At 54.8% G+C, this 14,878-nt stretch carries 8 protein-coding genes and 2 pseudogenes; 6 read left to right on the top strand and 4 right to left on the bottom strand.

The window, feature by feature from the left end:
• Window positions 1-518: 518 nt before the first annotated feature.
• The 4 genes from EXE47_RS17490 to EXE47_RS18565 all read right to left on the bottom strand — a co-directional run bounded on the left by EXE47_RS17490 (window position 519) and on the right by EXE47_RS18565 (window position 6,679).
• Window positions 519-1,688, bottom strand: a complete 1,170-nt coding sequence (locus tag EXE47_RS17490) for an AI-2E family transporter (protein ID WP_137703984.1) — start codon at window positions 1,686-1,688, stop codon at window positions 519-521.
• A 973-nt stretch (window positions 1,689-2,661) separates the two neighbouring features.
• The gene (locus EXE47_RS17495; protein ID WP_158293627.1) at window positions 2,662-4,902 is read right to left on the bottom strand and encodes a GAF domain-containing protein; all 2,241 of its coding nucleotides are present in this window, start codon (window positions 4,900-4,902) and stop codon (window positions 2,662-2,664) included.
• A 239-nt stretch (window positions 4,903-5,141) separates the two neighbouring features.
• Window positions 5,142-6,245 (bottom strand): FIST signal transduction protein, encoded by a 1,104-nt coding sequence (locus EXE47_RS17500; RefSeq protein WP_158293628.1) that lies wholly within the window; start codon window positions 6,243-6,245, stop codon window positions 5,142-5,144.
• Window positions 6,242-6,679 carry a hypothetical protein gene (locus tag EXE47_RS18565; RefSeq protein WP_094519315.1) on the bottom strand — a complete coding sequence of 146 codons (438 nt, stop codon included), beginning with the start codon at window positions 6,677-6,679 and terminating at the stop codon, window positions 6,242-6,244. Before EXE47_RS18565 ends, EXE47_RS17500 begins: the two co-directional genes overlap by 4 nt.
• A gap of 774 nt (window positions 6,680-7,453) precedes the next feature.
• Here EXE47_RS18565 and EXE47_RS17510 point away from each other — a divergent pair.
• The 6 genes and pseudogenes from EXE47_RS17510 to EXE47_RS17535 form a co-directional block, all read left to right on the top strand.
• Window positions 7,454-8,566, top strand: a complete 1,113-nt coding sequence (locus EXE47_RS17510) for a CARDB domain-containing protein (protein ID WP_158293629.1) — start codon at window positions 7,454-7,456, stop codon at window positions 8,564-8,566.
• A complete protein-coding gene (locus EXE47_RS17515) occupies window positions 8,563-9,225 on the top strand; it encodes an ABC transporter ATP-binding protein (RefSeq protein ID WP_049933399.1) in 663 nt (220 codons plus the stop codon). Before EXE47_RS17510 ends, EXE47_RS17515 begins: the two co-directional genes overlap by 4 nt.
• Complete coding sequence (locus EXE47_RS17520; RefSeq protein WP_394338102.1) at window positions 9,225-10,376, top strand: ABC transporter permease; 1,152 nt, start codon at window positions 9,225-9,227, stop codon at window positions 10,374-10,376. The genes EXE47_RS17515 and EXE47_RS17520 overlap by 1 nt, the downstream gene beginning before the upstream one ends.
• Window positions 10,377-10,492: 116 nt before the next feature.
• Window positions 10,493-11,656, top strand: a pseudogene (locus EXE47_RS17525) (IS4 family transposase); the annotation flags it as partial.
• Window positions 11,657-12,080: 424 nt separating this feature from the next.
• On the top strand, window positions 12,081-14,234 hold the full coding sequence (locus EXE47_RS17530) for a PAS domain S-box protein (RefSeq protein ID WP_137703979.1): 2,154 nt from the start codon (window positions 12,081-12,083) through the stop codon (window positions 14,232-14,234).
• Window positions 14,235-14,455: 221 nt separating this feature from the next.
• Window positions 14,456-14,752, top strand: a pseudogene (locus EXE47_RS17535) (IS5/IS1182 family transposase); the annotation flags it as partial.
• Window positions 14,753-14,878: the final 126 nt, after the last annotated feature.

A 14,878-nucleotide genomic window follows, 5' to 3' on the forward strand; every position in this document is an offset into this window, starting at 1 on the left:
ACGGGATGGGCTCCACGACGGAGCCCATCCCTGAGAATCATCGCGAACCTCTGCTGCCAGTTCATACAGGCTAAGTTGTGCGCCTTCTATGAGATAGCAGCGAAATCAGTTCGGGCTAAACACGTACCAGCAATGTAACACGGTCCTCCCCACCCAAGGGCGTGCTCTGTAGCTGCTTCACTTCTGGAATTTAATTGTCGCTGTAATGGTCAAGAAATTCAACAAGGGGTGCGGCCAGCAGCTACGAGCATGACGAAATCAGGACGGGGCGAGGTTCCCTCGATCTACTCCTCTTCTCCCGGTGGTTGAACAATATCTCCGAGGGATCGGACCAATTGGATCCCGTTCTCGTAGCCAGTCATCGCTTACCTTCTTCGTCCTGCTCGGCAGCACCTACGCTGGAATGCGGAAGAAGTTGGGGGTCGGAGCGAACCCTCTCGGTAGTTGGAATATCGTTTGAATCCTCTACGCCTACGACGATCACCAGACGTCTTCCCCTGAAAGCGAGGGGATATCAATCAGTAGTCCGAGAGACTTGATTGTTCATGTGGCTGTCTGCCGGTGAGCACGTACGATGCAATAGTTCTAAAGAACTCTGCGAAGAGGACAAGCAGTATTGGGCCAAGAAAAATCCCGTAGAAGCCGAACGCGATCGGTCCGAGAATATAGGCAAACATCAGTAGGCCCACATGTGTCCGGTTGCCGCTCACATACGGGCGGATTAGAAAGTCAGGAATCGTATCAACGACTACGAACGCCAAAACGAGAAACAGGATCACGAAGCCGAACGCGCTTGCCTGACCACTGGTGACAGCAGCTATCGCGAGAATTGCTCCGACAGGGAGGTACACAATTTTCATTCCCACAACTGGAATTAAACTTCCTGCTCCTGTGAGTGCCCCGACTAGGGGCGCAAATGGAACGTTTACTGCTCCTGGTGCAACGAGATTGTATCCAGAAAAGACAAGAATCCCGATGATACCCGTCACAAATGCGTTTAAGATATTACCGAAGAGGATGGAAGACAGTTCATCATCAACAGCTACTGCGTATGACCCGACAACACCTGATTCATCAAAGTTGTTGAGAAACCAGTCTCCAAGCCGTGAGCCGTCGGTAAGCATATAGTATGTCCCGGCCAGAAGAATGAATCCATGGAGTGCTGCGTTTGCGATAAACCCGACTGAACCGGTTAGTGTAGCAACTGTTTGTTCGATCCATGTCTGAACTGCAGGGTCGTTGAGGATTGCTACGACTTCCTCAGGACTCAGTCCCAGTATCTCACCGATTTCTAGTCCTACGAGTGGACCCGGGAGTCCACTTCCTTGTGCCGACTGTAGTGCAGAGATGTATGCTGCACCGGGACCATCCCCTCCAGCGAGCCGTTGGATTTCGGGTACTACCAGTATAAGGGTGTAGGTGAGCAATAAGAGAAACGGCAGTAGGAAAATAGCAATTGTAACCATAGCAAGAACTTGACATCGATAGGGAACGCGATGGCCTTGGAGTCGCGATGGAAGCGAGAGGTTCTCGAGTTTACGATAAATTGGGCGGCTTGCGTAGTAGAGGAAGATTGTAAATATGAGCGTTGCCTGAAACTGGATTAAAACAAAAATGACAGCAGCTACTAATCCTAACCCTCCAGTTCCGAAGATGATCCGCCGTCGTAGTCCTGAGCTATATTCCATTTACTTACTAATTGCCACATTACAAGAAAGGTATGTTGGTGTGGCCACCTGTCTTTAGTTAAGCCTCACACCTCGGTTGTGTAGCGGTAGCGAGTGTCTCTTGTAAGATTGGTTGTCGCTTGCGGATTTTTTGAGCGTCTTCGATCAGTCGGTCGAGCAGCGGCAGTGGTGAGTAGCTGACTCAGCTTTGAACGTTGTCGTGTTAACACTATTGAGCCCGGAATCGGGGGAGAACGTTCTACGAAGACTTTAGGGTATCGGTCGAACAGGAGAGTGATTCACAGAAGATAATGAAGGCAGCGTTCACGGCGTTTGAACCTCTAGTGGAGGGTGGAGCGTCTGCGGCTGAACTCTCTTTTCCGTGCTCACACCGTCTCAGCCGCCATTTTCGGTCGATTAAGTGTTAAATACTCAACGTTCAAAGCTGAGTATAAGTTCATGTGTCATTCGTCTTTAGTTAAGCTTGATAATAATACAATTCCCAAAAGTATGCTTGTCAGTATTAGATGTAGGAGAAGCCACAGATGAGACACCAGTACCGGCGAGATCGAGCGATAAGCAACCATCGCAAACGGCGTTTTCTTGCCGTATCTGGTGTGGCTGGGCCGTATTTGAGCAAAAACCACAGCTATCGAGTATTACTGAAGATATTAACTAAAGACGAATGGTTCATGTGTATGGTTGGTTGCCGGGATGACCACCACTGTTGGACTTCGTCTCTGTCTCTTGCGCATCGACTCCGTCAGTTCTTAGATTTGTTAGTAGAGCCAACTACGAGGACATCGTCCGTGGGGGCGACATTCGGGCCAACGAACTGGTCCGTCGCGACCGTAACTGGTGCGTTCGTCTGGTCGTCAAACGGACCGTGGCCGTTCGAGACGAGTGCGACGACATAGTATACGGTGCGGCGCCGTAGGCGCTGTCCTTGGCAAGCGCGCCGAAACGAGCGCTCAGTGCGGGGTGCGGTCGGTCGTCAGTGATCGGGAAAGGCGATCGTCGCTGTCGTCCCGTCCTCAGTGTCGATCTCGAGCGCAGCCTCCGAGTATCGGACCACGCGATCCACAATCCACAGCCCCGCTCCGCTCCCGTGTTCCAGCGCGGACTCACCGTGCTGTTCGATCACGTCGAGCTCATACGGATCGATTCCGGGACCGTTATCACGAATCTCGATCCGCACATCCTCGTCACCCCGGCGGACGGCGACCTCAACCGCGGGGGCGTCGCTGTCGTTGTGTTCGAACCCGTTCCGAATGAGGTGAGCGAGCGCGGTTTCCAGCTCTGGGTGAGCCGTCACCGTCGCCGCGTCGCGGACATCGACTTCGAGTTCGCCGTTCGGGAACTCTCCGTCGACGGTCGACGCGGCGGATCGGACCTCCTGCTCAAGCGCGACGGTAGTGATCTCGTCCCGACTGTTTACGATCTTACGCATCTCCTTGGCGTGCTTCGAGGTCTTCTTTAGATCGCGGCAATTCTCCAAGACTCGCTTCGCGTACCCGCGTATCGGCTCCTCAGCCTTCGCCTCTATCTGAGACGTGTACCCCATTATCGCGGTGAGCTTGTTCCGGACGTTATGTCTGAGGATCCTTGCGATCACCTGATTGAGGAGGTCGATATCCCGGCGACTGTCGATCACCTCGGTGATCGCTTCAAGATTTGTCCCGAGGGAGTCGAGTATATCGGCGTCGAGCTCGCTGAAGCTCTCGGTGTACGCCGAGCCGGCGATTAGCACCCCGAAGTCACCGATCGGAACGATCACTTCCTCCTCGAGGGGTGTCTCCGAATTGTAGGCGTCCGAGTCCGTGGCGACATCGGCGGCGACGAGCGTAGTGTCGCTTTCGAACGACTGCCACGCGAGGCTGTCTCCGTTCAAGAATGACGGCGAGTCTCCGAGCAGTCGCTCAGAGTGATCGGTCGCCGCAACCGGTTCAAGCCGTTGCCGCGCGGGGCGATGCTTCCAGATGCCCATCAGCGGCATGTTCAGTGCCTCCGGGATGTCTGTGAGGACGGACTCGACCATCCCCTCGTGAGAGCGTTCCCGAAGCGCGCGACGGGCCGTCTCTTGGGTCGTCCGGAGGCCCTCTTCGCTCAACTGCCTATCGAGCCCGATCGCCGTGAGCTGGCTCAGCACCTGTAGGAAGTACACGTCCTCGTCGTCGAAGCTGTTCCGCTCGGGAGCCGAGGTCACGACGACGCCGTGGCTGCCGACGGGAACGATGAGCGCGCTTCCGACAGGAGTTTCATCATTCGGAAAGCGTCCGTCGAATGCGGCGATGTCATCTATCCGGATCAGCTCTTCTCGCTCGTACGCCTCCCAGACTACGGAGTCCCTGTCAGTATAGGTTATCGACTCCTCGCTCAGCCGCTCCCGGATCGCCGCGCTCGTGACTACCGGTTCGAGTGCTCCCGAGTCCCGGTCGTACAAGTGAACGCCGACGCTCGAGTGTCCGAGAACAGATTCTACGGTCTGAACGACCGTCTGGCAGATCCGATGACGAGAGCCCTCCGTGAGGATATCCTGTGCGGCGACGTAGAGCTCCTGTAGCGACAGTTCACGCTCGCGTTGGTCGGTAATATCAACGAACACACCGAAGTACTCGGTCCGCTCGGTCGCAGTCACCGGAACGGCTGTAAAGAGGAAGTACCCGACCCCATCGGATGTCTCTCGCTGTACCTCTTGCCGAAACGGTTCTCCCGTCTCGAGCGTCTCGATGAGCGAGCCGGTCTCTACGGGCTGATCCTCGGGCGTAATCAGTTCGTTGAGGCTCTGCCCGCGGAGTGAGTCGTTGAGGAATCCGAACGTCGATCTGAATGCGTCGTTTGCGCGATGAATCCGCTCTGTTCCGTCTTCCGTGACGACAACCTCGACGGTCGGTTCAGCGGTTGCGGCGAAGATGGCTTCGAAGCGGTCGCGTTGCCTGCGTAGCGCTCGCTCCCTTCGGTTCGACCGACATGCCTGTGCCAACCGATTGTTCAGCGGGTCCAACGCTGAGGCGGTTTCAAGATCGAGCGACCCCCCTTGTTTGCCGAGGACCATGACGCCAAACCCCGGGAGGTCGAAGAGATAGTACGTGCCTGAGCCGTCGACCGTGCCGGTAGCGGGCAGGGAGTCGGCGAACCGCCGAACCGTCGTCGACTCCGACACCACGGCGGCAGACTCCGCCGTCCGGTCGCTTCGCCCCGAGACGCCGCTCCGAGCGCCGGCAGCGATCTCCATGAGGTGTTCTCGGGCGCTGCGGAACAGCTCGTTCCGTTCCGGGTTCGCGGGAATAGACGTCACGAGCGTTGGTTCCGCCCCGTCCGACGGCGCGGAGATTTCGAATATACCGCCGACGGAACAGTTCAGTTTCTGAAGATACGCGGCGAGCGCTTGGTCAGCTGTCTCTTCGATGCTCCCACCGGTCTCGATGGCGAGCGAAATCTCGTAGAGGGTCTGGATGCGTCGCTGTCGCGAAGTCATATCTCCTCTACCGCACCGACGATCGCGGTCTTGTTGTAGTAGTCGAGGTGTCCATAGCCGTCATTTGCGATTTCACCGATTGTGAGGGCGCCGATCATCGGCGTGTCGTCCATCTTGACGGCGGAGAGTTCGCGCTCGAACTTGTCTTCGAGGTACAGCACCCGTGAAATACAGTCAAAGAAAAACAGCCCTTCCACGGGCGTATCTGAGTCCCGCGCCTCCGTCTTTGCGCGACGTGCAGCGTCGATCAGTGACTCCGGTTCCCCCTTGAGGACGTGAACGAACTCGCCTTCGGGTATCGCCCCGAAGCAGTCGAGACCGCCCTCTTCGGTCACCTCGAAGGGGTCGCGAACGATTTGCTCTCCGTCCATCCGAGCGATTCCGAAGGGGTACGCCTTCGCTGTCTCAAAGAAGTCATCGGCCGCGAGTTCGCTCTCAGCGTGTTCGTCCACGGCGGATTCATACGCCGAAAACGCCGGCTGGCCGTCTAGACGGCGTAGCGTGCTCCCGTCCGCGTCGGTCACCCGGAACGGACCAGCGATTTCGCGCCACCCGTGCTCGACGCCGAGGGTTACCGGTGACTCCACCGCGGCCATCACGGCGCTATCCTCGATGATCCCCTCGTTAGTGAACAGACAGGGGTGCTGTTCCGCTTCGAGCGTACCGGCCCCACCGCCAATAAAGTTGAGCTCAACGCTGTACGTTCTGAACAGCGATTCGATGAACTCCTGGATGTTCGTCGCGTACGCGTCCACGAAGACGAACGCTGTCTCGTACCCGTCGAGCGGAAGGTCGGCGTCCAAGGTTGACGTATAGTCCGGGTCCGCGCCGCTCAGCCCGCGGATCGTCGTCACGTGTGGTTCCGATGAGAGCCCGCAGATGACCGCTCCACTCCCCTTGTTTTCACCGTCGTGAATTACTTCCGGAAAGACGCCACCGAAGACGCTCACGTCGAGTTCCCGAAGGAACGGGTCGAGCCACTCGTCGAGCCCGTCGTCTGGAGCGGCACACAGCAAAATCCCCTCGACAGCGTCTCGTGACGCCACCTCACGCACCGCCATACGTATCGATTCGGGCGTATCAGCGTACTTGTAATTCATACCCCTATTTCCCCCACAGCCGTGGACGCACTGAGGGGGCGCCATGTCGGTTTCACGTTACACTTCCCCAGAATCTGGGCAACAACCGTCTGGCGTTTACTCGCGAACTCAACGACGTAGTCGAAGTGTGCCGAAGCGAGGCAACGGTCCTCGTCGTTCGAACTCACGGGCGGCACGTGGACGAGACCGCCGACGCCTCGGTTACGCCACTGTCCGATGGGCTCGTGAAGGAACCGAGCGAGCGACATCTTATCGTGGTGCGAGCGAATTTGTGTCAACGTGCTCATTTCCAACGTCCTCTGACAGTTCGTGATCGTGACTTGGTCGGTCGCCCGCTGTGTGGCGACGCCGATAGGTCTCATCAGGAATTCCATGCCATTCGGCGTGTTCTCTATATAATGCTGAAGTGGCGATCCTGTGTCTGTCAGACCCATACATCGCCACTGCGCGGCCTTCTACTTAATCCCCCTCGGCAAGTTATCGCTTTTGAGAAGCCTCTACGCTGTTGAACCCGATGACGCGGTCGGGGTCACCAGTTGAAATAACAGGTTCGCTCTTCTGTAGGAGACTGTCGATACAGTCGTCGGTAGCTGAACAGGAACACGAATCGACTTTCTAAGCACTTCTACCGCGGACTCCCAATTTTAGTCATTCACAAAGCTGCTTAGTTGGAACGTCTGCTTGCTGAAGGTGTGTATACAACTGGCGACGCTCCACCGAGGCGGGCATCGCCTCTGGTAGTGACCGTACCAGAAGTTCGTCAATATGGTTCAACGTGCTGCGTGGACAGCCCTCACAGTGTGTCGGGCCGTCCCCGCGAACCGATCATCAAGAAACCAATTCTACCGCTAACCACCGACTGGGCAAGGCAGCGGAATAAGTGACAACGCTTTCGCGTCGGGGACTGGTCGCCGCCGATCCGGGCTGATTTTCTCTACGAAACCGTCAGTACAACCGCTTCGACACAGAACTGAAGCCGCAGAAGCAGCTAGACGAGAATGCTTTGTGAGGTACTGAGACTTGGCTTTTTTATCCACAGACTGATCTAAATGAGATGTGCAGGTACATTCCCTCCAACACACAGTTCGGTGCGAGATTTGCTGGTACATGCCGACACAACTTGCTCTGGCTGCCCCAAAGCGGGTGATATCCTCGTGAGACGGCAACAGCTGCTGCCAGTTTTTCTTACACTTCTCACAATTGTATGTGTGACATTCGGGGGCGCAACTGTCGCTTCTGCGCAACAATCGGCAGTCAGCGTGTCTGTAGATGCTTCACCAGAAGATCCGGTTGTTGGTGAAACGACGACATTCAATGTCACAGTGACAAATCAAGAAGGCAGCAACAGCATCGCTGATGTCTCTAGTATCATGCTTCGAACGAATCAAGAGCACTATGAACGAGTTGAAGATGTCGGGTCACTTGCTCCCGGTGGAAGCCTCACCGTCAAAATGACGACGACCTTTGAGCAAGCAGGGCAAAAAAACCTCAAAGCGCACGTTTCTGCTAAACGCGCATCTGGCGGAAATCTCCGTGCCATCTACAGTCCTGTGACAGTAGATGTACAAGAACTCGATATCAACGGTGGGCTGTCGACGGCCTCAAACGGGTCTGATGAGACCACGGTCACCTTCACGAACTACGGAAACGTCGAACTGTCTAACATCGAGATAACGGCGACAGCGGACGACAGCGTGCGTGACAACAGAGATGTGTTCGATGTCGATCCCGACGAGGAGACCTCGGTAACATTCGACACCGGAGAGTACGACACTGACATCATCAACTTCTCCGCGACGTATACTGCACGCGGTGAGCAGTACGAAACAACGCGGACAGCAACACGCGATCAGCAGGTCACGGGAGAGATTCGCCTCACGAGTATCGACGTGGCAGCAAGCGGCTCAACGGTCTCGATCGATGGTGAGGCAGCGAATATTGGTGGCACCGATGTTGAGTCGGTTCTCATCAGCATCCCGACGACAGACGGCATCACTCCCGCCGGTGGGTCTGGAGAGTACTTCGTTGGGTCTGTTGACGCCAGCGAATTTTCGACGTTCGAACTGACAGCGAGCGTTGAGCGAGATACAGTCCCGATTAGGGTCGCGTATATCGCTGACAATGATCGCGTGACGAAGACACAGACAGTCGATGTATCGTCACTCAATACGACTACTGGAGCAGCGGGGCAGACCCAACCAGAAGCCACCTCGGGGGGCGAACAGAACCAGTCCGGACTGCCACTCCTACCGATAATCTTCGGAGTAGTGCTCGTTCTTACACTAGGAGGCCTCGGCCGATATCTGTGGAATCGTGAATGAGTGTAATCCAACTCAGAGACGTAGTCAAACGATACAACACCGAGGCTGAGACGATCGAGGCGCTGAAAAATGTCGACTTTTACGCTAACCGCGGTGAGATGGTCGTCGTGACCGGGCCGTCAGGAAGCGGGAAAAGCACGATGCTCAACATGATCGGTTTGTTAGATACTCCGACTACGGGCGAGATTTTCCTTGACGGGCGCAACATCACCGATTTCGATGAGGATGAGCGGACGGAGGAACGTCGGTCACAGCTTGGATTCGTCTTCCAAGACTTCCACTTGCTTCCGATGCTCACAGCCGAGGAGAACGTTGAGTTGCCGTCAATGTGGGACACCGATGTTGATCGTCGAGAGCGTGCTTCCGATCTGCTAGAGCGGGTTGGTCTCGGTGACCGACTCACGCACACGCCTGACGAACTCTCTGGCGGACAACAACAGCGCGTCGCCATCGCCCGTTCGCTGATCAATGAACCCGATATCCTGCTCGCAGATGAGCCAACTGGAAACCTCGATCAAGACACTGGGAAGACGGTTCTCGATGAGATAACCCGACTGAAACAAGAAGAGAACATCGCGGTCGTCTCGATCACTCACGACGAGCAGCTAGTGGAGTATGCGGATCGAGTTGTCCGTATTGTTGATGGGGTGGTCCAGTAGTGGGGCGTACAAGCGTTCTTCGTCGCTTCCCAAGCGTGCTGATGGCGTGGCGAAACCTCGGTCGCAACCGGACCCGGACCGCTCTCGCGGTGCTGGGTATCGTAGTCGGCGTGATTGCGATCGCGTCACTCGGTATGGCTGGGGTGGCGCTCGAACAGCAGGCCACCTCAAGCCTCGGTGGTCTCACCGATCAAGCAACCATCTCGCCCGGAGAAGATATCGATACTGACGGCATCACCGATGCGCAAGCTGAGACGATTCGGGATCTCTTGCCAGGGGTAACCGTCATTCCGCAAAAAACGAATTTTACAGAGCTTTCAGCACGGAATGGCGAAGAAGCGAACGTTCAGGTAACGGGTCTGACAAACCCAGCACCGTTGTATGATCTCTCTGTTGGAACTGAGCCCACACGGCTTGAAACAGGGGCTCTCATTTCCGAGAGTACTGCACAGACACTCGGGCTGGAGATCGGTGACCCAATCGAATACGAAGGACAACTGTTCCGTATTCGGGGATTCATCGCCTCACAAAGTGGCTTTGGTTCTGATGGCGGGGGAGAACTTGTGCTTCCGCTCTCAGCGCTCAACCAACAGGACGACTATAATTCTGTCACCATCATCGCTGAGGACGGAGATGCCGCAACCGAAGCGGCAACCACGATAGAGGAGCACTTCAACGAGGACGATGACGAAGTTCTCAGTGTGACCACCTACGCAAGTGTCCAAGAGAACATCAGCTCATTTACCGACACGCTAGAGCTCGCACTCCTCGGTATTGGCTCTATTTCACTGTTCGTAGCGAGTGTTGCCATTTTGAATGTCATGTTAATGAGCACAATAGAACGTCGGGGAGAAATTGGAGTGTTACGTGCCGTGGGTGTCCGCCGCGGCGAAATACTCCGTATGATACTGACCGAGGCCGCATTCTTAGGTGTGGTCGGTGGGCTTGTCGGCGCTGCTGGATCTCTCGTCGTCGGTGTGGTGATGTTCAACGTGTTAGCCGGTGACCCAGCCCTCGCATTAGCTTGGTCAAGTTCGAGATACCTCCTGTATGGATTCATCTTCGCGCTCGTCGCAAGTATTCTGAGCGGGATTTATCCCGCATGGAAGGCTGCTAATGAATCACCAGTGGATGCGCTTCGTGGTTCGTGAGGCATCCGTCTTTAGTTAAGCGAGAAACCGCGTGATAGCGGCGGCTTATCGAGGCATCTTTCGGAAGGAATGAGGAAGTCCAGTCTGTACACGACAAAGACTCCTCACCCCGGATTATGCGTCGGCTCACTACACTGTTTCCCTCTGAGTTCCTCGAAGAGCACGCCGAGGAACTCGGCGTGGTCGAACGAGACCGCAAGCTCCAGATCCCTGCCTTCGTTTGGGCGTTCGTGTTCGGCTTCGCCGCAGGCGAAAGCCGAACACTCGCCGGGTTTAGACGCTGTTACAACTCTACTGCCGATGAGACGATCTCTCCGGGTGGATTCTATCAGCGGTTGACACCGACGCTTGCGGAGTACCTTCGCGACCTCGTCGAGCGCGGCCTCGACGAGGTCGCTGTTCCTAACGCTGTTGACGCTGATATCGACCGATTTAGAGACGTGATGATCGCTGATGGAACGGTGTTCCGGTTACACGAATTTCTCTCAGGCCAGTTCGAAGCCCGCCACGAGGAGCAGGCTGGAGCGAAGCTCCACCTGCTCCACAATGCCACAGAGCAGACGATTGAACAGCTCGATACTGCTAACGAGAAAACGCACGACAGCACCTTGTTCAAAACAGGGCCGTGGCTTGAGAATCGCCTCATGCTGTTCGATCTCGCCTACTTCAAGTACCGCCGGTTTGCGCTAATCGACGAAAACGACGGCTACTTCGTGAGTCGGCTGAAGCAGAACGCGAATCCGGTGATTACGGCAGAATTACGGGAATGGCGCGGCCGCGCCATTCCCTTAGAGGGCAAGCAGCTCCGAGCTGTTCTCGACGATCTCGATCGGAAGTACATCGATGTAGAAGTCGAAGTAGAGTTCAAACGAGGGCCGTACAATGGGACACAGTCGCTGGATACGAAGCGATTTCGCGTCGTCGGCGTCCGCGACGAGGACGCCGACGACTACCACCTGTACATGACGAATTTAGCTAGGGAGGTGTTCTTTCCGGCTGATTTAGCGGAGATCTACCGCTGTCGGTGGGAAGTTGAGTTGCTGTTCCGGGAGCTGAAGACGCAGTACGAATTAGACGAGTTCGACACGAGTGACGAACACGTGGTGAGGATCTTATTGTACGCAGCGTTGCTGTCGCTGCTTGTAATCCGTGATCTGTTGGATCTCGTCACTGAGCAGGCGGATGATAAGCTTGTGTTTCCAGCAGAGCGCTGGGCGGCGGCCTTCCGGTCGCACGCCCATCTCATTCTCCACAAACTCGGTGAGTCCCTCAACTACTCGGCTTTGAACGTTGAGTATCTAACACTTAATCGACCGAAAATGGCGGCTGAGACGGTGTGAGCATGGAAAAGAGAATTCAGCCGCAGACGCTCCACCCTCCACTAGAGGTTCAAACGCCGTGAACGCTGCCTTCATTATCCTCTGTGAATCACTCTCCAGTTCGGCCGATACCGTAAACTCCTCGTAGAACGTCTTTTCCTCCGATTTCGGGTCCAATAGTGCCAACACGACAACTTTCAAAGCTGAGTTGTGATATCATCCCACAATTGAAGCCGTAGCGTCTCTCCTTGTTGCCGGTCGTTTGGACGCCGGACCGCGGGGGGATGAGATTTTTCGATACAGGGTTCTAGAATTGTGCTCTCTATTAATAAATTATTTTATATTTCGAGGCATAATTATGATATCAGGCTCTTAACTATACAGTATGAGAGATCAGAACGAGTCTATCAAAATTCTACACGTAGACGATGAGCCAGGATTCGCCGACATGGCGGCGACATTTATCGAACGCGAGGATGACCGGTTCGATGTCAAAACTGTGACAAGCCCAGATGAGGGGCTACAACATATAAAAACCGAACCAGTTGATTGTATCGTCTCTGATCACGACATGCCGGAACAGACCGGCATCGAATTTCTTGAATCGGTTCGCGATGAATATCCGAGTCTCCCATTTATTCTGTATACAGGCAAGGGTAGCGAGACAATAGCTAGTGACGCCATTTCAGCGGGTGTCACAGATTACCTCCAGAAGGGAAATGGAACTAGTCAGTATACCGTCCTTACAAACCGCATCAGGAACGCGGTGGATAAGTATCACACTCAGACTGAACTTGCCGAGCGAGAGAAACGTCTCAATCTGTTTTTTGAACAATCACCGCTTGGTGTCGTCGAGTGGGACAAACAGTTCAATTTTGTTCGTCTGAATGAGACAGCCGAGGAGATCATCGGGTACGCTGAAGGTGATTTGATCGGTCACTCTTGGCAAAAAATTGTCCCCGAATCAGATCGAGAGCCGGTTGCCGATGTTGTCTCTAGTCTTCTGGAAAATAAGGGCGGGTATTATAGCGTCAACGAGAACATACGGAAGGACGACGAGCGCGTTATCTGCGAATGGTATAATCGTGTCGTGACCGATGAAAACGGGGATGTTGTCGCCATTTTTTCGCAGTTTCAAGATATCACGGACCGGAAAGCGCGCGAACAGGAGCTACAACGGCAAAATGATCTGTTTAAAAAATCTCAGGAAATCGCGAATGTTGGCGCGTGGGAATACGATATTCAGGGTGAACAAACCATTTGGACCGATCAGGTCTATAACATCCACGACCGTCCGCGAGAGTGGACTCCAAACAACGAGGCTGTCATCGATCTGTATCATCCTGATGACCGACCACAATTTACACAGGCGTTCCGGGATGCGGTTGAGGCCGGTGAGCCGTACGACTTAGAGTTGCGGGTACAACTCGCGGACAGGGAAACGCGGTGGGTACGCACGCGCGCGGAGCCACAGGCAGAAGACGGAGAGATTGTCAGGCTCCGTGGGGCGATACAAGACATAACCGAGAGCAAGCAGCGTATCAGAGAGATCAGAGAGTTAAAACGCCAGTACCAGTCGTTAGCTGAGAATATTCCTGATGGCGCAGTATTCCTGTTTAACGATGATCTTCACTACGTCCGCGCTCGTGGAACGGAACTTGAGACAGTCGGCCTCTCACCCGACGAAATTGAGGGCGCAACGCCACATGATGTCTTCCCGGAGGAGACCGCTGACGAACTTGCTCACTATTTTACTGAAGCACTAGATGGGAAGACCAGTACGTTCACACAGAGTCTTGGAGAGGATACGTACCGTAATCGAGTAGCCCCTGTGAGAAACGGTGACGGTGCTATCACCTACGGGATAGCACTGGCCCAGAACGTCACTAATCAGATCAGCCGCAAGCAGAGGCTCGAAGCGCAGAATGAACAACTTGAGGAGTTCGCTAAGGTTGTAAGCCATGATCTGCGGAACCCGCTACGGGTGGTCGATGGTTACTTGGAATTGCTTCGTAAGGAGTGTGAGAGTGAGCACATTGATCGGATCACACAGGCGGTTGACCGGATGGATGAGCTAATCGAGGACCTCCTGCTACTAGCACGCCAAGGGGAACCTGTCGGCGAGACTGAAACAGTTGATCTCGCTGAGATCGTGGAAACTTGCTTCCGAACCGTCGAAACAGACCAAGCAACCGTCGATCTCCGTGTTGACCGACTGATTGAAGCGGATCAGAGTCGGCTTCGACAGTTGCTTGAGAACCTTTTCCGGAACGCAGTCGAACATGGTGGTGCCGGGGTGACGATCACAGTCGGCGAAGTGGAGGGTGGATTCTATGTCGAAGATGATGGACCGGGTATTCCTGAAGACGAGCGTGAGGACGTATTTAATGCTGGCTACTCGACTGTTGAGGACGGGACCGGGTTTGGACTGAGTATTATCAGTGAAGTCGCTGACGCGCATGGTTGGGACATTCGCGTGACTGACGGAACTAGCGGTGGTGCTCGGTTCGAAGTCACCGGTATTGAGGTTGCTACATAGGTACTCCGTGTTAACCCCTCCATCCAACTGGGACGTAGACAACGATGACATCATAGAGTGCCTCCGCAACTTAGCCGACGTGGTTGACAGCGAGAAGTCAGTAGATGAAGTAGGAGAGGTGTGGGAGGGTAGAGACGTAAATATCTTGCTCTGTTGAAGAGCGATCTTATCAGCCGATACCACGGGTTTAGAAGAGTGAAGCCGAGGAAATCGAACCTGACATGGAGGTCGATATCCTCGACTTCATCGAGCAGTGTCGTCACCTAGCTAAACAAGCGTTGGGGAAGCAAGCGGGCAAGCCCGACTCGGGCGGGCTTGCCCGCGAGGCCCACATAGTCGCTCACTGTATTCGTAAAGAAGAGGGCCACAGCTACGCCGAACTTGTCGATCGGCCCGGTCTCATGCCGGAGATATGTGACCAACTCGGCCTTCACTCGGATGCGTTACCTGATCCAACCACGTCCTACCACTCACTCGACCGGTATGCGATGTACATCTGGCGGGCGTTGCTGCGCATTTAATGAGTATGAAAACTTTTGTTAGTTAAGCTTGATAGAAGAGTAATGGAGCGCTCACGTCGAAAAGAGATTGAGCATCACTTGACTGAGGAAGAAATCGATGAACTGCTACGTGAGGCCGAAGAC

The sequence above is a fragment of the Halorubrum sp. GN12_10-3_MGM genome (genome assembly GCF_005435235.1).
GTDB classification, from domain to species: Archaea; Halobacteriota; Halobacteria; order Halobacteriales; family Haloferacaceae; genus Halorubrum; species Halorubrum ezzemoulense.

Excerpts from the sequence above, each read along its gene's own strand:
- EXE47_RS17530 (WP_137703979.1), top strand. The coding sequence starts at position 12,081 with ATGAGAGATCAGAACGAGTCTATCAAAATTCTACACGTAGACGATGAG.
- EXE47_RS17500 (WP_158293628.1), bottom strand. The coding sequence starts at position 6,245 with ATGAATTACAAGTACGCTGATACGCCCGAATCGATACGTATGGCGGTG.
- EXE47_RS17490 (WP_137703984.1), bottom strand. The coding sequence starts at position 1,688 with ATGGAATATAGCTCAGGACTACGACGGCGGATCATCTTCGGAACTGGA.
- EXE47_RS17515 (WP_049933399.1), top strand. The coding sequence starts at position 8,563 with ATGAGTGTAATCCAACTCAGAGACGTAGTCAAACGATACAACACCGAG.
- EXE47_RS17495 (WP_158293627.1), bottom strand. The coding sequence starts at position 4,902 with ATGGAGATCGCTGCCGGCGCTCGGAGCGGCGTCTCGGGGCGAAGCGAC.
- EXE47_RS18565 (WP_094519315.1), bottom strand. The coding sequence starts at position 6,679 with ATGGGTCTGACAGACACAGGATCGCCACTTCAGCATTATATAGAGAAC.